An 18,310-nucleotide genomic window follows, 5' to 3' on the forward strand; every position below is an offset into this window, starting at 1 on the left:
TTTGTGTCATATGACATTATGACACTGGCAGATTTGACATCAAAAGCAGTAGGATACGTTTACTACTTGCAAAGGATGTGAACTCTTTGATAGCAAGAACTGTCGCTCGTTTTGTTCAAAACGGCTATTTCCTGTTGCTTACTTTCGTCACATCTGCTTTTATCTGGTTGCCATTATTCTGGGGTTGAGTCTGTCGTTTACTGTCGTGGGCGTTCCTCTCCTGGCTAACGTTTTGCGAACGACAACTGCCTTCCTGCAATTCGAACGAGTACAAACCAAGATCTATGTGGATATCACCACCGATCCTTGTGTTAAAGCCGTCAACCCGAATGTGTCCAACTGGCTCCAAGCGAAAAAGGAGTTGCTGAACCGACGTAACTGGATCGCTATTGGCTGGCTGATGTTGAAGTTTCCGGTAGGGATTTTAAGTCTGATCAGTGCGACCTTGCTCTACGTGGCGCCGCCTGTATTGATTGCGGTCCCGTTCCTCTATCCGTTTATCAACCTTTCCTTTATGGGTGCGACGGTAGACACGTTTGCCAAAGCCGTGATGGTATCGGCCACAGGGGTCGTACTGATGATGGTGAGCTACTGGCTTGCGGACCGCTTGGCGCGCTGGATAGGCGGCTACACGCTTCAAATGATCAAGCATGTGAACCGGTAGGCGAATGCCCCGCTTCGCCTCGTAGGTCGTCGGAGGATAGTTTACTCTATAGCAGTTTACTTTATAATAGTTACGTAATGTCATACTGAAAGTCTTTAGGGGATGATGGTTTTGTTCGATTTGGTCAAGCAATGGTACTGGTACGACTGGCTCATGTTTATAATCCGCCTGATATTCAGCATTTCTCTCGCGTTTACGACCATAGGTCTGCAACAATATTTCACGCTGCCGATTGTGGTCCTTGTACTATGGCAGCTGATTGCTTTTTCCGTTCCATGGTTTTGCTTGCAGCTCGATTATAAATACTACATGTTTACCGAAATCGTGATCTCGGGCGGATTGTGTTTGTATCTGGCTTCATTTTTTCCGCAAGCCTACTTAGCATTCCTGCTGTATGCTTTCTTCATTGCTGCCCACAGCGCGCAAAGGGCCTATCTCTGGTCAGGGCCTATATCCATATTGCTCCTGCCCGCCATAATCAAGCAGCTTGCAGAGCAGAGTAATACTGGGTCATGGCCGTTCACATCGGGATGGCATATATCTTCGGATTCTCCTTCCATTTACTCGTGCTCAATCATCGTCAAGGCGAAACGATCCGTTAGCAAAATGCGGTGTTGGAGCAGTACCTGTCCCAAATCGAGCGTATTACGCTTGCCGAAGAGCGTAGCCGGCTGTCCAAAGAGCTTCATGATACCGTCGGTCATGCCTACACTTCGCTCATTATGGGATTGGAAACGTTGCGTCCTCAGATGGCAACGGATACAGGAACAAGCGGTGCAAAAAGCCAGGGAGCAATGCTTTTATATCGCAGCCCTTTGGACACGAACTGTAAAATTTCAAGCTCCCGCGGCGTTAATGCTCGGTCATCCTTTCTCCAAGTCACAGAAAATCATAGAAGGGGACTATCGCTTCGGGGAGGTCCCCTTTTTGCATATGAACATAGAACAAATCTACGAAGCGACCAAACGGCCCCGGCACTGCAATTGCATACTTCTGTAGCATAAATTCGAAGGTTTTGTTCCTTATCCCCGCTCGGTCCCGACTGCTATGCTTGAGATGAAAAAGACCAAGAGGAGTGGGGCTATGTGAAAACATCCTGGATGAAACGGCAGCAGTATCTCGGCTATCTGTTTATAGGGCCAAACATGGTCGGCGTGATGCTGTTTTTTATTGTGCCGGCCTTGTATTCGTTCTATCTCATGTTTACGGACTACAAATTTATGAGCTCGGAGACGAAGTTCGTAGGCCTGGCCAACATTCAAAAAATGCTGGGCGACGAGGTCTTCTACATTTCGATCAAAAATACGCTGTTCTTTCTGTTATCCGTGCCGATATCGATCGGACTGGCTTTCATCGTCGCCGTGGTACTGAACCGCTCGGTGTATTTAAAAAAGCTGCTCCGCGCTTTATATTTCATGCCTTACATCACCAGCGGCGTCGCCGTGGCCTTCGTATGGATGCTGCTGTTCCACCCGAATAACGGGCCGATCAACGGAATCCTCAAGTCGTTCGGGATGACGAATCCCCCGGGATGGCTGTCCACCATGGATTCCTCCATGTATGCCGTCGACATCATCTGGATCTGGTTCATGCTCGGTTATAACATGATCATCTACCTGGCCGCGCTGCAGGAGGTCTCAACGGAACTGCTGGAGGCCGCCAAAATCGACGGGGCTCGCGCCTGGCAGACGGTTCGCACCATTCTCTGGCCGCTCGTCAGCCCTACAACCTTCCTTCTGCTGATCACCGGGCTCATCATGACCATCAAGCAGTTCGGGATCATTCAAGCCATTACGCAAGGAGGCCCGGGCAACAGCACCACCGTGCTGTCCCTGTTCATTTACCAGAACGCCTTCCGCTACTACGAAATGGGTTATGCATCCGCGATCTCGTGGGCGCTGTTCTTGATCATCATGATCTTCACCGTCATCCAATGGATCGGTCAGAAGCGCTGGGTTCACTATTAAGGAGGAAGGAATATGACCAAAGCCTTTTATACTAAAATAATCATTACGCTCATTATGCTGTTCTTCAGCGTGATTATGATCGTTCCTTTCCTCTGGATGATCAGCACCTCGTTCAAGATGCCGGCGGAAGTGTTCCAATATCCGATTCAGTGGATTCCCGCCCAATTCATGTGGGATCATCATGTGAAAGTGTGGACCGGAGCGAACAGTTTTGGCCACTACTACCTGAACTCACTTAAAGTCGCCTTGATCAGCACCGTTGGAGCGGTACTGCTGTCCGCTTTAGCCGCTTACGGTTTTGCTCGGATCGAGTTCAAGGGACGGAATGCCCTGTTCATGATCTATTTGTCGATGATGATGGTCCCTCCTCAGGTGCTGTTTGTGCCGAAGTTCATCATGTTCGACTGGGTCGGCATTTATAACACGCATTGGGCTCTTATATTACCGGGCGTATTTACGATATTCGGGGTGTTCATGATGCGGCAGTTCTTCCTCTCCGTGCCTTATGAAATTTCGGAAGCTGCCTTTATCGACGGAGCAGGGCATTTCCGCATTTTTTCGCGGATCATTCTGCCGATGGCAAAGCCTTCGCTGGCCACGCTGGCCATTATCGATTTCTCCTGGCATTGGAACGATTACGAGAATGCCTTGGTGTTTTTGATCGATCAGGATCTGTATACCGTTCCGCTGGGACTGCAAAATTTCATCCTCGAAAATACGGTGGATTATAACGGCATGATGGCGGCGGCGACCGCAGGCATTATTCCGATGATTCTCGTGTTCCTGATCGGTCAGAAATATATCATTCAGGGCGTGGCAAGCTCGGCTGTTAAAGGATAGCCCATAATCCAGGTCCACAGATGGGCTGGACGAAAATGAAAGGAGAAGGAGCATGAGAAACGAAACGGAAGTAAGCGACATAACGGTGATTGGCGGCGGTTTGGCAGGGGTCTGCGCGGCGGTGGCGGCCGCCAGGCTCGGACAAAAGGTAGCGCTCGTACAGAACCGCCCGGTTCTGGGCGGCAACTCCAGTAGCGAGGTGCGCGTATGGGTATGCGGCGCGACGGCCCACGGGATCAACCGCTATGCCCGGGAAACCGGCATTATGGGCGAGATGTTCGTGGAGAACCAGTACCGGAATCCGGACGGCAATCCGTATCTATGGGATTTGATCGTATTGGAGACCGTGCGGGCCGAGCCGAACATCACCCTGTTCTTGAATACGGACGTGCATGAGGTAGAAGCGGATGGTGATTCTGACGCGCGGCAGATCCGATCGGTTATCGGTTGGATGATGGGCTCGGAGCGGCGCATCCGGTTTGAGAGTCCCGTGTTCCTGGATTGCACGGGGGACGGGCTGGTCGGCTTCCTGGCGGGAGCGAAATACCGGCTCGGGCGGGAAGCCCGCAGCGAATACGGGGAGGAATGGGCGCCGGAAACGGCGGACGATGTGACGCTCGGCAGCACGCTGCTGTTCTACACCAAGGACGCCGGACATCCGGTGAAATTCGTGCCGCCCGTTTTTGCGAAGGATATTACGCAGACGCCGATCCCGATCAAGCGGGTCATCCGCAGCGGCGACTCGGGCTGCCATTACTGGTGGATCGAATGGGGCGGGGAGCTCGATACCGTGCATGACAATGAGCGGATCCGCGATGAGCTGTGGTCGGTCATTTACGGCATATGGGACTATATCAAAAATTCCGGCAAATTCGATGCCGCCAATATGACGCTGGAGTGGGTCGGCGCCCAGCCGGGCAAGCGGGAATACCGCCGGTTTGTCGGCGACTATGTGCTCACGCAGAACGATATCATGGCCCAGGAGCCGTTCGAGGACCGGGTGGCCTTCGGCGGCTGGTCGATCGATCTGCATCCGCCGCAGGGCATGTACGCCGAAGAGAGCGGCTCGAAGCATATGCATGCGGACGGGAATTACCATATCCCGTACCGCAGCCTGTATTCGGCAAACGTGACCAACCTGCTGTTCGCCGGGCGCAACATCAGCGCCACCCATGTGGCCTTTGGCACCACGCGGGTGATGGCGACCTGCGCCGTCCTGGGCGAAGCGGCCGGCACGGCTGCGGCGCTGTGCGTCCAGCACGGCATCACGCCGAGGGAGCTGTCGCGCAGCCGGAGCGGGGAGCTTCAGCAGACGCTGCTGAAGCAGGATGCCTCCGTACTCGGGGCAGTAAACCGCGATCCGCTGGATCTGGCCCAAAGCGCCAAGGTCAGTGCATCGTCCCACCTGTCCAGGATCGCGATCGAGGAGGCGGAGGCGCCCTATCCGCTGGAGCGGGATATCGCCGTGCTGATGCCGGCCGAGCCGGGGCTGGCGGGCGAGGTGGCATGGCTGGTGGATGCGGAGCAGGAGACCGACATGACGGTGGAGGTTTGGAGCACGGGACGTCCAGAGAATTACGTGCCGGCCGCGTTGGAATTCCGCACCTCTGTCCGCGTCATGCCGGGGCTGGGACAGTGGGTCCCCGTCCCGCTGGATTGGCAGCCGGGAGAGCCGCAAAACGCCTTGATCATCGTGCGCAAAAATCCGGTTCTGACGCTGTATTTGTCGTCTAAGCCGATGAGCGGGCTGCTTTCCTTCGAACGGGGGACGCCAGCCCGCGTCTCCAAGGAGCTGGAAGACCATGATGACAGTCAGCCGGTAGTGGAATGGAGCATGAAGGGGCTGGTCCGCAAGCTGTTCTGCCTGAGATCGGCGATCGACTCGAGGGCGTATCTTCCGGAGCATGTCATTGACGGCTATAAACGTCCGTTCGGCGGTCCGCATATGTGGGTATCGGAGCGAATCGCAGACGGGGAGACGCCTTGGTTGAAGCTGGAATGGGGGGAAGTGCAGACGGTCCGCGAGATTCACCTGATCTTCAACGATGATGTTAACGAGGATCTGATCAATCTGCACCATCATCGTACGCCGTTCGACATCATTCCTGAGCTGGTCCGTGCCTACAGACTAGAAGCGTTGGATTCGGAAGGAAATTGGATCACGCTTGCCTCTGAGGCATTTAACCGCCGCCGGAGGAGAGTCCACCGTTTGGAGGAGCCCGTTCTATGCGCGGCGCTTCGATTGACGGTGGAGCGCACGAACGGCTCGGATTATGCCGAGGTTATCGAAGTGAGGGCTTACGGTTAGTTTTTCAAAGCTAACAGCTGCTTGTGTATTCAACGGGTGCCAGCCTGGACAGGATTTGATGAGGAGCTATCTTATATCTGCTAAACCGTTAGTCGATACAAACGAAGCAAAGGCAGCCGTTCATCCGGCTGCCTTGTTCAGTTGGGGAATGTAGGGCGGAAAATCGTCAATTCTGCTGCAGCATCTCCAAAAAAGCTCCTGCAGCCAGCGAGGGCGACACCTGCTTCTGAACAGCGACACCGATATATCGATCCGGTAACGGCGTCTCTGTCCGAAGCTCTAGCAAGGAACCGTCCGAGATACGAGACGCGACAAAGGCCCGCGGCAAGAAGGCTGTTCCATAACCGCGCTCGGCAAATTCCGCTAACATGTCCAGGCTGTTTAACTCGAAATCGGCTTCCACTTCTACCCCTTGCGATCGGAACCATCCTTCGATGAAGGACCGCGTCGAGCTGCCAGGGGATAGCAACAGGAGGGGAAGCTCCGTCAATTCTTCCGTCCGTAGAGGCCTGCGGGTCCAATCTGCGAAGGCCGCTCCGACCACGGCGCAATAAGGCGAGGTACGGGAGTCGATGATATGGATTTCCTCGTCCGATACGGGAAGGTGAACAAAGCCGAGATCCAACGATCCTTTCTTTAAGCGCTCCACGATGCTGCTTGTTCGTTCCTGTGACAGCTGAATGCGGATGTCGGGATAGCGGGCATGGAATCGGTCGAGCAGGGAGAGGAGAAAGTCCTTAACGATAGCTCCGTTCGCGCCGATCCTCAGCCTGCCTTCGCCGAACTGCTTCAGCTTCTTCAAGCGGCGCTCGGCTGAATCAAGTTCTTCGAAAGCTTGCCGGACATGCTGATACAAGGCCTGACCTTCTTGCGTCAAGCGGACGCCCTTGGATAACCGGTCGAACAGCCCCACACCGAGCGCTTCTTCCAACTGCTTGATGGCATAACTCACCGAAGGCTGTGTCATATGGAGGTTTTGCGCAGCCTTCGTCAGATTGGAAGTCTCTGCAGCATGCAGGAACACTCGATACCATTCCGTGTTGGCGATCATTTGTTATCAATCCTCTCTATGGCAACTGTTGATTATTACGATTTCATTTATTTCAAATATACCTCTAAACTGAAGGATATGGAATCGAAATGTTTACGGGAGGTATGAACATGGCAGGAAGTACGTTTGGAGAGCGGTTGAAAATGACTACGTTCGGGGAATCACACGGAGAAGCAGTGGGCGTCATTTTAGAAGGTGTCACACCGGGCGTTGAGCTGGACGAGGCCTACATTCAGATTCAGATGGATCGAAGAAGGCCAGGGCAATCCTCCGTTACAACTCCCCGCAAGGAATACGATAAGATCCGCATTTTATCTGGACTTTTCGAGGGGCGAACGACGGGGACGCCACTGTGCATCATGCTTAACAATACCGACATGCGCCCGTCGGCTTACGATACAATCAAATCAACCTACCGGCCCGGGCATGCGGATTTCACTTATGAGAAAAAATACGGGATTCGCGACTATCGCGGCAGCGGAAGAGCTTCGGGAAGGGAGACAGCTGCGCGAGTGGCTGCCGGAGCCGTGGCGCGCAGGCTTTTGGAACGTCGGGGCGTCTCCATCATGGCTTATACGACGGAGATTGGCGGCATCCGATGCGAGCAATTTGACGCCGATGCTATCGAACGGAATGCCGTTCGCGCGTGTGATCCCGAAGCGGCCGTTCGCATGATCGAGAGGATAGAACGACTGGCCGAAGAGGGCGACAGCTGCGGGGGGATTGTCGAATGCCGAATTAGCGGCATTGCGGCGGGACTGGGGGAACCCGTATTCGACAAGCTTGATGCCGAGTTGGCGAAGGCGATGTTGTCTGTCGGCGCGATTAAGGGCATTGAATTCGGGGCTGGCTTCCAAGCGGCCTCTATGCGGGGAAGCGAACACAACGATCAGATGGACGCGGGAGGGTTCAAGACGAACCATGCCGGCGGGATCATCGGTGGTATCAGCACCGGGGCGGACATCGTGTTCCGAGTCGTCGTAAAGCCGACTTCATCCATTTCTATCCCTCAACAGACGGTCGATGTAGACGGCAACGAACGGGAGATTGAGACGATCGGCAGGCACGATCCATGCATCTGTCCCCGCGTCGTACCCGTGATTGAAGCGATGGCTTGCATGGTCCTCGAGGATCATTACAAGCGTCAAGCCGCCTTGCGGGACGAATAGCACTGAACAGTATGGATGAAGCCGGCCCGAGAGCACCAGCAGTGTCGTCATCTCAGCCATCGTTATTTTGGACGATACATTTGCCACGTTGATTCTTCGGAACGGTCCGTTGAATTGAGCTGGCAGGGGCCGTTCCATGAGCGGCCTGTCTTCCAAGTCAGCGGTAAGAGCTAGTTACTATACAGCAAAAAAACCGGAAGAAGACTGAAGTCTTTCTTCCGGTTTTTGATTTAAGAGATAAGTAAGTATAATCATCCGAGGCTTAGCATCCTTATCTCGCATGAAAAACTTCCACTAAATGCGGTCTGTCTATTGTGAAAGTACGTCGATAGACGTTTTTCTTATATTTAAAGATTCAATGCGGCTTTAAGTCCAGGGGGGAGGACTGATATCGCATTAAACCAGGGTTTTCAAGGAGTCCGGCGTGAATGGTGCCAACTCGTCGAAACGTCCGTCTCGAACTTTAGCCGCCCACTCCGGATCGGCCAGCAGGGCACGACCTACGGCAACCAGGTCAAATTCATGTTCCTCAAGGCGGCTCAGCAGCTCCCCGAGGTCCCTCTGGCCGGCACCCTTACCTTGGGTGAAGAGGCTGGTAAACACTTCATCGAGGCCGACAGAACCGACGGTGATGACCGTTTTTCCAGTCAGTTTCTTGGCCCACCCAGCAAAGTTCAGGTCAGAACCTTCGAATTCAGGCTCCCAGAAGCGGCGGGTGGAGCAGTGGAATATATCGACACCAGCGTCAGACAGCGCGGTTAACAACTGTCCCAGCTTTTCAGGCGTATCCGCCAGCTTGGCTTCATATTGGGTCGTCTTCCATTGGGATAGGCGGATGGCAACAGGGAAGTCAGGACCCACTGCTTGACGGACTGCTTTTACCACTTCGATCGCAAAGCGGGCACGCTTCAGCATGTCGCCTCCGTATTCATCGGTACGCTGATTCGTTCTTTCCCAGAGGAATTGGTCGATCAGGTATCCGTGGGCACCATGAATTTCTACGCCGTCAAAGCCAAGGCGTTTGGCATTCGCAGCCGCATCGGCATAGGCTTGAATAACCTGCTCGATTTCATCCTTGGTCATCGGTTTCGTGACGATGTTGCCGTCCAGGTCAAGTCCGGATGGTCCGATCGGAAGTGCTTCCGGATTTGGCTCGGCTCCTATTGGTCTTGTCATGCCGATGTGCCAAATTTGCGGCATGATCTTACCGCCGGCTTCATGGACCTGACGGACCACCTCAGCCCAGCCGTTCAATGCGGCCTCTCCATGGAAATTAGGTATATTAGGGTTATCGGTAGCCGCCGGGTGGTTAATCAGCGTTCCTTCGGTAATGATCAATCCGACGCCGTTCTCCGCACGCCGGCGGTAGTAAGCGGCCACATCCGGGCCCGGAACGCCATTCGGGGAGAAGCCTCGGGTCATGGGAGCCATCACCACGCGGGAAGGAAGGGTAAGGTTACCGATGGTATAGGGCTCGAATAGGGATGCGGTAGATCGGACGCTTTGATTTTGGTTGCTCATGTATGGAATCCTCCAATATGTTTAATATGCTTTTCTGTATTTTCATAAAAATAGATATATATGATAAAAAGAAAGAGCTTTTAAGCCTAATCTTCAGGTTGATTTGCTTTTTAAGCTTAAAGCTCTTCCTTGAGTTGTTCGATAAAACGCTGAATGCCCTCCTCATTACGTCTGTAATACGTCCACTGGCCCGCTCGATGGGATTCCAGTAGACCAGCCTTTTGCAATTTGACGAGGTAGCCAGAAACGACCGACTGAGCGAGTCCTGTTTTTTCTGAAATGGAGCCCACGCAGATACCGCCCTGAAAATCACATTTGGAAGGCATGTGATCCTGCGGATCAAAATGTACCTCCGGATGTTTCAGCCACTCCAGGATTTTAAATCGGGACTCGTTTGATAGTGCTTTGATGGTTTGTAAGGTATCCATACGCTTATTATATCTATTTTTATAGAAATGTAAATATGGTTTTTGAAAATGATGGCTACCGGAGGATCAGGACGAGACCGAGCGTTTGTTGTTTTGCCGAATGAAAGATGCCGGCTACAGCTTACCGTGCTCCTACAAATTCAGCCGATTTAATGCCGGCTTGGCGGCCGAAAATAATGATCTCGGCAACGGAGTTACCGCCAATTCGATTTTGACCGTGCAATCCACCTGTTAGTTCGCCAGCTGCGAACAATCCGGGAATTGGCTTGCCGTCTTTGTTCAACACTTCCGTGTTCGTGTTGATTTTTACGCCGCCCATGGTGTAGTGAATACCGGGGGCGATTTGGATGGCATAGTACGGTGCGCCGGACAATTCGTTATCCATGCCTGTCGTTCTGCCGAATTCGGCATCTTCTTTATCCTTAACCGAGCTGTTCCATGTATCCAGGGTAGCTTGGAGCTGATCGGCCGGAACATCCATTTCTTTGGCCAAGGCCTCGATGGTATCGCCCTGAATAACAAAGCCCATTTTTTCATATTGCTGAATGGCTTTGACGCGGGATTTTACACCGGAATCGAACACAAGATAAGCCGATTTTTCAGGAAGCTTATGGATGGCGGCGGTGACGTTATCCCGAGTATCCAGCTCGTTTGTGAAACGTTTGCCTTGGCTGGAAACGAGGATGGCCCCTTCTCCCCGAACGGCTTCCCCGATAAGATAAGATTTCTCCTGCTGAACCGTAGGGTGAACCTGGATTTGATCCATATCGACCGTAGTGCCGCCGAGTTTTTCAATCATGGTAATGCCGTCACCGGTGCTGCCTTCTTGATTGGTGGTCACGTAACCTTTCAGCTCGGACCGAACTTCGGAGATCATGTCCATGTTGGCTCCGAAACCGCCGGTTGTCACAACGACGGCATCCGCTGCAATAGATTTCTCGTCTTTCCCGTTGAAGATGACTTTGACGCCGTTTGCTTTGCCCTCTTTTTCCGTAATATCCGTTACCTTGGCGTTGACGAATAGCGGAATTTCTTGTTCTTGTACATTTTTCACCAGACCGTTGACAAGGTATTGTCCTACCGCCGAGCCGTCCTCAGGACGGTGCGTGCGCTTTTCGTTCATGCCGCCCGTAATGGTGATATTGTTCAACCGAATCCCGATGGAATCCAGCCAATCGATTGCGCTTGCCGAATGATCAACGAAGAAACGAAGCATGTCTTTGTCGTTGGTTCCATGACCGCCCTTTAAAGTCTCTTCATAAAATAAATCGTTGCTGTCCTTAATGCCTTGCTCTTGTTGGAACTTGGTTTCGGAAGCATTCATGCCCGAGGATGATTTTATGGTATTCCCGCCGGCAATCGGCATTTTTTCAAAAATGACCGGGTTCATGCCTTTTTCTTTTGCCTCAAGGGCAGCAGACATACCGGCTCCGCCTGCACCGACGATGATGATATCATACTTTTCTTTTAGCTGATCGATCGGCGTATACCTGGTTTGGGACGCACCCGAAACGGCCGTATCTGGGGCTTCTTCTTTTTTGGCGTTGTCCTGACTCTGATCCTGGGTCCCGCCGCCGCATCCCGCGATGGTGAGCATGAAAGAGAGAATGAGTATAAGCGTTGCTGCAACCTTCTTTTTCACTGTGTAGCCCTCCACTTTCTCTGTATCTATTTAGTTGACCATAAAGAGTCAAACGAAAAAGGAGGTTTAACGTAGAAAAACGAGAAACGAAAGGGTATGCGAGCGTGGCCTTTATTCTTCGAATCTCAGATCTTCCCCGGTTGCCTCCCTCCGTCAGCCTCGTTAGGTCCACTTCATTTTAATATAGGGCTGTTAATTAAGTGGTGAATTATTTCACAATATAAACTTAATTTTTATTTACAACGATGCCATCGGGTTGCGATTTTCTCGACTTCTGCGCATTCCCAATCTATTTGCCTTCATAGGGTCACCGCTTTTTCGCGTTGAGTTCCTTTATAATGAAGGTGTATCGTCTGACTAATGGCCTTTGTGAATGATTACGCTCTGGATTGGAGGAGTTTTATGGCACAAACAACAAAAAAAGCGCTTGCCCTATCGCTAAAAAAAATGCTTGAGAAAAAAACGCTTGATAAGATTACCGTCATTGATGTTGTCGAGGACTGTGAAGTGAATCGGCAGACGTTTTATTATCATTTCAGGGATATTTATGATCTTGTGGAGTGGATTTGCACAAGCGAGGCTACCATAGCGCTGGATGGCAAGAAAACGTATGACACGTGGCAGCAGGGCCTATTGCAAATATTTGAGTATGTGCTAAAAAACAAGGCGTTTGTGACGAGCGTCTATCATTCTATTAAACGAGAGCAGCTGGAAAGGTACCTATTTAACGTAACGTATCATCTTTTGATAGGGGTTATTGAGGAAAAGGCCGTTACGATGTCGATCAGGGATGAGGATAAGTCGTTTATCGCTGACTTTTATAAATATGCGTTTGTAGGGCTGATGCTGGATTGGATTGCTAAAGGGATGAAGGAAGAGCCCTCTGCGATTGTGGACCGGCTGAGCATTTTGATTCAAGGCGATATCTTTTTCGCGCTGGAAAAGTTTAAATTGCACCACTCTCATTAGACAATATTAGCCTTGTGTCGAAAGTTTCGACATTAGGCGGACATTGTCTATGGGAGACCTCCGAATATTTTTTTATGATGTAGTTGCTAGAATCAATTCGGAGGTGACGGGAATGTATTATAGCAATGGAAATTATGAAGCGTTTGCCCGCCCGGAAAAACCGGTCGATGTCGACAAAAAATCAGCGTATCTGGTTGGAGCCGGTTTAGGCTCTCTGGCAGCTGCGTGCTTCCTCGTGCGCGACGGCCAAATGAAGGGAGAGCGGGTCCACATTCTGGAGGAGCTTAGTCTTCCCGGAGGTGCCTGCGACGGAATTCATGACAGCGATAAAGGTTTTATTATTCGCGGTGGTCGGGAAATGGAAGATCATTTTGAATGCTTGTGGGATTTGTTCCGTTCCATTCCGTCTCTTGAAATTGAAGGCGCATCGGTTTTGGACGAGTTTTACTGGCTGAACAAGAAGGATCCGAACTACTCTCTAATGAGAGCCACGGTTAACCGGGGCGAGGATGCCCATACGGATGGGAAATTCGCTCTGAGCGAAAAAGCTTCGCTGGAAATCGTGAAGTTATTCTTTACTCGAAACGAAGATTTGTATGATAAGAAAATTACCGATGTATTCACGGAGGATTTCTTTGCCTCGAATTTCTGGCTTTACTGGAGAACGATGTTTGCCTTTGAAGATTGGCACAGCGCCTTGGAGATGAAGCTTTACATTCAAAGATTCATTCACCATATTGGCGGACTGCCTGATTTTTCAGCGTTGAAATTTACGAAGTATAACCAATATGAGTCATTGATTCTGCCCATGATGAAATATTTGCAGGCGCATGGCGTTCATTTCCAATATGATACGACGGTTACGAATGTCGTATTTGATATTCAAGGCAATCAGAAGGTTGCCAAGCAAATCGTATGTCTCCGTGGCGGCAAAGAGGAATATATCGATTTGACGGAAGATGATTTGGTGTTTGTAACAAACGGCAGCTGCACGGAAAATTCCGCTTCAGGCGACCATCACCGCGCGGCTGCATTCAATCGTTCCGCAGGCGGCTGCTGGGAGCTCTGGAGAAATATCGCCAGGCAGGATCCATCCTTTGGGCGTCCCGATAAATTCTGCACGAATACGGAAGCGACGAACTGGGAATCGGCAACCGTTACGACACTTGATGACAGAATCCCGCCTTATATCGAGAAAGTATGTAAACGCGACCCGTTCAGCGGAAAGGTCGTTACAGGCGGCATCGTGTCCGTAAAGGATTCCAAGTGGATGATGAGTTATACGTTAAATCGCCAACCGCATTTCAAAGAGCAGCCAAAAGATCAGCTTGTGGTATGGGTATACGGTTTATTCACTGATGTTCCGGGCGATTATGTCAAGAAGCCGATGAGAGAATGCACAGGCGAGGAAATTACGATGGAGTGGCTGTACCATCTGGGTGTGCCTGTTCATGAAATTCCTGACATGGCTGCGAACTCTGCACGCTGCATCCCCACCATGATGCCTTATATTACGGCATTCTTCATGCCGAGAACAGCAGGAGACCGGCCGAAAGTAGTTCCGGACGGTTGCGTCAACTTCGCTTTTATCGGGCAGTTTGCCGACACGGTTCGCGACACCGTATTTACAACCGAATATTCGGTCAGAACGGCAATGGAAGCCGTGTACACCTTATTAAATGTGGACCGCGGCGTGCCTGAAGTATTTGGCTCCTGCTACGATGTCCGTGTACTGCTGGACTCCACTTCCAAAATGATGGATGGTAAAAAGCTAACCGATTTGAAGCTTCCGTTGATCATGAACTTAATAGAAAAGCAGGCTTTGAAAAAAGTCTCCGGAACCGTCATCGAAGATTTACTGAAACGGTATAACATCATTTAGTCGAAGTCCCAATGTCAAAGATGATATGGAATATGGAACATCAATGAGCGCACCAATCCCAGGATTGGTGCGCTGCTTTATTCTACATGAAGAACTTGAGCCGTGTTTATTTATTCTTTGAAGGCTAGGCCCTTCTCGGCAAGGGCTTCGCGCAGTATTCTGATCGCTTTGGGTCCTACGCCGTGAAGCGCCAGCAGCTCTTTCTCGGATGCTTGGGTGAGGTCGGCAAGCTGACGATAGCCTGCAACGATAAGGGCTTGCCGTGCAGGTTTGCCGGCCTTAACGGGAAAGTCGCTCTCTGCAGTAGGAGCGGGGATTTTTTCACGCATGGGGATCCCTCTCTTTTCGGTTATTTTGTTAATGCGGATACAAGGCACAAGAATGAATGAATAGTAGAGGCTGAATCTGTAGGAATAATCAGTAAGATTATGGTATACATCAAATGTTCTGTAAAGTTTAAATCCTATGTTCATGATAGATCGACAGATTCATGGATGGTTCAGACAATCTTCATAAATTCTATTGACATTCTTAATGAGAATAATTATCATTGTGCTGAGTGTTGATAATGATAATTGTTCTCAATAATTATTATTAATAAACAATATCTACAATACATAGAGGGTAAGAGGGGGAGAAATTCAATGCGCAGTATGAAGGGGCTCGTGTTTATCGTATTGATATTTGCTTTGGTTTTAGCCGGTTGTGGCGGGGGCGCGGCATCCAATGAGGGAGGCGGCTCCACCGCAGCACAGAATTCGGATCAAGGGGCCGCCCAGAGCGGGGATAACACCGAAGCCACGCCGGAGACCCGAACCATCAAGCACGCCCTGGGCGAGACGAAAATTACGGGCGTTCCGAAGCGTATCGTGTCGCTGGAATGGCTTTACGCGGAGGATGTCCTTGCGCTCGGCGTTCAGCCTGTCGGCATTGCAGATATTGAGGGGATGAACCAGTGGGTAAACATTCCGGTGGAGATCGGTTCGGACGTGACCGATGTCGGCACTCGTCAAGAGCCGAACCTGGAGCTTATCGCTTCCTTGAAGCCGGACCTGATCATCGGTTTGAAATCGAATCTTGAAGCCGGCTATGAAACTTATAACAGCATCGCGCCTACCTTGGTGTTTGACCCTTATCCGGTCGAGGGACAAGGGGATCAATATGAAGAGATGGTTAATACCTTCAATACGATCGCTGACGTGCTTGGCAAAAAAGACGAAGCCGCGAAAGTGCTTAGCGATCTGGATCAAACCTATGCCGATGCCAAAGCCAAGCTTGAAGCTGCGGGCATGACAGAAAAGCCGTTTGCACTCGCGATGGCTTACAGCAACCAGAATGCGGTGACGTTCCGGATTTCGACGGACAATTCCCTGGCGGTCAAAATTTTGGAGCACATCGGGCTGACCAACGCCCATAAGCCCAATCAATTTGAGGTGTACGGATTCACCACTGCGGACGTAGAGTCGCTGCCGGCTCTTCAGGATGCCAATTTCCTGCATATTATTCAGGATAGCGATAACGTCATCGAGAACCAATTGAAGGACAATCCGGTATGGAAAGGTTTGAACTTTGTTAAAGAAGACCGCGTGTATGCGCTTGGCGGTGACATGTGGCCATACGGCGGCCCATTGTCTGCCCAAACCATGGCCCAGAAGACAGCTGATCTGCTCACAAAATGAGTCTCGGCAGGAAACTGGCACAGGGCTCCGCGCCGGTGAGCATCCATCCAGCCCCACCCGTTTCCTCAGGTAGGGGCTGGAAGCCGTTATGGATGCTGGCTGGAGGCCTTGTAGCTCTACTATTTCTCACGTTTATCAGCTTGACGCAAGGGCTAGCGGATATATCCGTCAAAACGGTGGTGCAGGCCTTGGTGTCTCCGCAGGATATTGCAGACCATCATCTCATCCGCAGCGTGCGCCTTCCCCGAACGGTGATGGGCCTATTATCGGGCGCCGCCTTGGCGGTGTCGGGTGTGCTTATGCAGACCGTCACGCGCAACCCGCTCGCATCGGAGACGACGCTTGGCGTGAATGCCGGCGCTTATTTGGCCGTTGTGGCGGGGATGATCTTCTGGCCGGGACTGCTGCATCAGTATGCCCTTCCTTTGGCTGTGGCAGGGGGAACACTGGCGGCTGTCGCCGTCTATGCGCTGGCGGGAAAAACGCAAGGTTCACCCTTGCGGATTGCATTATCCGGGATGATTGTCACCTTGGTTTTATCCTCCGTTACAAGTGCGCTGGTGCTGCTGAACCAGCAAACGACCCAGGGGATTTTTCTGTGGGGCTCCGGCTCGCTTATTCAGAATGACTGGGATGGCGTAGCTTTTTCATGGCCGTGGATCATTGGCGGATTGATCGTGCTGTGTTTGGCGGTACGTCAGTGGGACATTCTGACTCTTAATGAAGAGTCTGCACGTTCCCTTGGTCAAAAAGTCGGCACCACCCGCTTGCTTGCGATGGGGGCAGCCATTGTGCTGGCCTGCGTGACCGTGAGCGTGGTCGGTCCGATCGGCTTTATCGGGCTGGTCGCTCCCCATTTGGTCCGCCTATCCGGGGTGGTCCGGCATGCGGGGTTAATTCCCCTGGCTGCCTTATGGGGCTCGGCTCTGCTCGTCGGGGCCGATACGGTGGCCAGAATGTTCATAAACGCCTACGGTGAGCTTCCGGTCGGGGCCATTACGGCCATGATCGGAGCCCCGTGCCTCATCTGGCTGGCCATGCGGGTATCCCGCTCGTTGATTGGAGGGCGCGGGTCTTCCGGCGGATCGATCATGGCGGGCACAAGCCTGCGCCGAATTCCGTACCCGGTCTTGGTAACGCTGTTCAGCGTGCTGCTGGTGCTGGTCTGGGTATTCAGCCTGATGAGCGGCAGTCTGCGCATTCCCTTCACGGAAGTGCTGGCTGTGCTTACCGGAGGCGGCGAGGCGATGTATCGCCAAATTCTGCTGGAGTTCCGCCTGCCGAGGCTGCTCACAGCCGGCTTGTCCGGCATGGCGCTGGCCGTTAGCGGCAGTCTCCTGCAGAATGCGGTCCGCAACCCGCTGGGGGATCCCCAGGTGATCGGGGTAACCAGCGGAGCTGGTGCGGGCGCACTGCTCCTGATGATCGGCTTTCCGCAATTGTCGGCTGGCTGGGTACCGGCCGGTGCGGTTCTCGGAGGGTTGGCTGCAGCCGCGCTGGTATACGCGGTGTCCTGGAAAAGAGGACTTCATCCGACGATTCTTACGCTGGTCGGCATTGCCGTCGCCGCGCTAGGTTCCGCCATCATCAATCTGATGATCATTCATGCCAAGGTCGACGTAGCGCCGGCATTATCCTGGATGGCGGGAAGCACGTATAACCGGGGCTGGACGGAGGTGCAGCGGATTGTTCCGGCGATTCTCATCCTGCTGCCTTTGGCGGCATGGCTCGGACGGAAGGTAGATCTGTTGACGTTCAGCGAAGAAAGCTCCACCGGTCTTGGCCTTCATGTACGGAATACCCGGATGTATGTCGCCATCATTGCGGTGCTGTTGGCTTCGATCGCCGCAGCCAATGTCGGCTCGGTCGGCTTTATCGGACTGCTTGCGCCGCATGCCGCCAGAATGCTGGTTGGGGCCCGCCATCGGCAATCGATGGTCATCGCTGCGCTGCTCGGCGGAATTTTGCTGGCTGGGGCAGACTGGATCGGGAGGGTGGTCATGATTCCGAAGGAGCTGCCTTCGGGTATCGTGACCGCGCTTCTGGGTGCGCCGTACCTGTTATATTTGATGGGGAAAACCAATAAACTGAAAAAGAAATAACCGTCGTGTGTTGAACTATCCAAAAAGGCTATTCCATAGTCGCCAAGAGAGGTGACATGGGATAGCCTTTTTTTGTACTCAATCGGTG

15 protein-coding genes and 2 pseudogenes are annotated in these 18,310 nt (G+C 52.1%); 10 read left to right on the top strand and 7 right to left on the bottom strand.

What is annotated here, in order from left to right; translation table 11 throughout:
* Window positions 1-89 precede the first annotated feature (89 nt).
* A pseudogene (locus PAEVO_RS21615) lies at window positions 90-664 on the top strand (sensor domain-containing protein).
* A 560-nt stretch (window positions 665-1,224) separates the two neighbouring features.
* Here the strand turns inward: PAEVO_RS21615 and PAEVO_RS34685 are convergent.
* Window positions 1,225-1,353: a hypothetical protein gene (locus PAEVO_RS34685; RefSeq protein ID WP_279300479.1), complete on the bottom strand. Its 129-nt coding sequence runs from the start codon at window positions 1,351-1,353 to the stop codon at window positions 1,225-1,227.
* On the opposite strand from PAEVO_RS34685, the pseudogene PAEVO_RS34465 reads away from it, so the two are divergent.
* Window positions 1,336-1,383 (top strand): annotated as a pseudogene (locus PAEVO_RS34465) (hypothetical protein); the annotation flags it as partial. The gene PAEVO_RS34685 and the pseudogene PAEVO_RS34465 overlap by 18 nt on opposite strands.
* Before the next feature lie 26 nt (window positions 1,384-1,409).
* Here PAEVO_RS34465 and PAEVO_RS33925 read toward each other — a convergent pair.
* Window positions 1,410-1,547 (bottom strand): helix-turn-helix domain-containing protein, encoded by a 138-nt coding sequence (locus PAEVO_RS33925; protein ID WP_165789727.1) that lies wholly within the window; start codon window positions 1,545-1,547, stop codon window positions 1,410-1,412.
* Between the two features lie 202 nt (window positions 1,548-1,749).
* On the opposite strand from PAEVO_RS33925, the gene PAEVO_RS21625 reads away from it, so the two are divergent.
* Genes PAEVO_RS21625 through PAEVO_RS21635 form a run of 3 tightly spaced genes read left to right on the top strand, consistent with a single transcriptional unit; the run spans window position 1,750 to window position 5,779 of the window.
* Window positions 1,750-2,631: a carbohydrate ABC transporter permease gene (locus PAEVO_RS21625; protein WP_100539610.1), complete on the top strand. Its 882-nt coding sequence runs from the start codon at window positions 1,750-1,752 to the stop codon at window positions 2,629-2,631.
* 12 nt (window positions 2,632-2,643) lie between these two features.
* Window positions 2,644-3,471, top strand: coding sequence for a carbohydrate ABC transporter permease (locus tag PAEVO_RS21630; RefSeq protein WP_100539611.1), 828 nt, complete (start codon window positions 2,644-2,646; stop codon window positions 3,469-3,471).
* Between the two features lie 52 nt (window positions 3,472-3,523).
* Entirely contained in the window at window positions 3,524-5,779 is a 2,256-nt protein-coding gene (locus PAEVO_RS21635) for an FAD-dependent oxidoreductase (RefSeq protein ID WP_100539612.1), read from the top strand.
* A 166-nt stretch (window positions 5,780-5,945) separates the two neighbouring features.
* On the opposite strand, the gene PAEVO_RS21640 is transcribed toward PAEVO_RS21635, so the two are convergent.
* Window positions 5,946-6,830 carry a LysR family transcriptional regulator gene (locus PAEVO_RS21640; RefSeq protein WP_100539613.1) on the bottom strand — a complete coding sequence of 295 codons (885 nt, stop codon included), beginning with the start codon at window positions 6,828-6,830 and terminating at the stop codon, window positions 5,946-5,948.
* A gap of 110 nt (window positions 6,831-6,940) precedes the next feature.
* Here PAEVO_RS21640 and aroC point away from each other — a divergent pair, with 110 nt between their 5' ends.
* Complete coding sequence (gene aroC / locus PAEVO_RS21645; protein WP_100539614.1) at window positions 6,941-7,999, top strand: chorismate synthase; 1,059 nt, start codon at window positions 6,941-6,943, stop codon at window positions 7,997-7,999.
* Between the two features lie 396 nt (window positions 8,000-8,395).
* Here the strand turns inward: aroC and PAEVO_RS21650 are convergent, their stop codons facing one another.
* The 3 genes from PAEVO_RS21650 to PAEVO_RS21660 all read right to left on the bottom strand — a co-directional run bounded on the left by PAEVO_RS21650 (window position 8,396) and on the right by PAEVO_RS21660 (window position 11,590).
* The gene (locus PAEVO_RS21650; RefSeq protein ID WP_100539615.1) at window positions 8,396-9,520 is read right to left on the bottom strand and encodes an NADH:flavin oxidoreductase; all 1,125 of its coding nucleotides are present in this window, start codon (window positions 9,518-9,520) and stop codon (window positions 8,396-8,398) included.
* Window positions 9,521-9,636: 116 nt separating this feature from the next.
* Complete coding sequence (locus tag PAEVO_RS21655; protein WP_100539616.1) at window positions 9,637-9,948, bottom strand: ArsR/SmtB family transcription factor; 312 nt, start codon at window positions 9,946-9,948, stop codon at window positions 9,637-9,639.
* Between the two features lie 121 nt (window positions 9,949-10,069).
* On the bottom strand, window positions 10,070-11,590 hold the full coding sequence (locus PAEVO_RS21660) for a flavocytochrome c (RefSeq protein WP_100539617.1): 1,521 nt from the start codon (window positions 11,588-11,590) through the stop codon (window positions 10,070-10,072).
* Window positions 11,591-11,992: 402 nt separating this feature from the next.
* On the opposite strand from PAEVO_RS21660, the gene PAEVO_RS21665 reads away from it, so the two are divergent.
* Window positions 11,993-12,559, top strand: coding sequence for a TetR-like C-terminal domain-containing protein (locus PAEVO_RS21665; RefSeq protein WP_100539618.1), 567 nt, complete (start codon window positions 11,993-11,995; stop codon window positions 12,557-12,559).
* 112 nt (window positions 12,560-12,671) lie between these two features.
* The gene (locus PAEVO_RS21670; RefSeq protein WP_100539619.1) at window positions 12,672-14,441 is read left to right on the top strand and encodes an oleate hydratase; all 1,770 of its coding nucleotides are present in this window, start codon (window positions 12,672-12,674) and stop codon (window positions 14,439-14,441) included.
* 110 nt (window positions 14,442-14,551) lie between these two features.
* Here PAEVO_RS21670 and PAEVO_RS21675 read toward each other — a convergent pair whose 3' ends face one another.
* Window positions 14,552-14,770, bottom strand: a complete 219-nt coding sequence (locus tag PAEVO_RS21675) for a helix-hairpin-helix domain-containing protein (protein WP_100539620.1) — start codon at window positions 14,768-14,770, stop codon at window positions 14,552-14,554.
* A 315-nt stretch (window positions 14,771-15,085) separates the two neighbouring features.
* On the opposite strand from PAEVO_RS21675, the gene PAEVO_RS21680 reads away from it, so the two are divergent.
* Complete coding sequence (locus PAEVO_RS21680; RefSeq protein WP_100539621.1) at window positions 15,086-16,120, top strand: ABC transporter substrate-binding protein; 1,035 nt, start codon at window positions 15,086-15,088, stop codon at window positions 16,118-16,120.
* Window positions 16,117-18,222: a Fe(3+)-hydroxamate ABC transporter permease FhuB gene (fhuB, locus tag PAEVO_RS21685; protein WP_100539622.1), complete on the top strand. Its 2,106-nt coding sequence runs from the start codon at window positions 16,117-16,119 to the stop codon at window positions 18,220-18,222. Before PAEVO_RS21680 ends, fhuB begins: the two co-directional genes overlap by 4 nt.
* Window positions 18,223-18,310 lie beyond the last annotated feature (88 nt).

The organism is Paenibacillus sp. GM2FR, assembly GCF_002803325.1.
Classification (GTDB): domain Bacteria; phylum Bacillota; class Bacilli; order Paenibacillales; family Paenibacillaceae; genus Paenibacillus_AQ; species Paenibacillus_AQ lautus.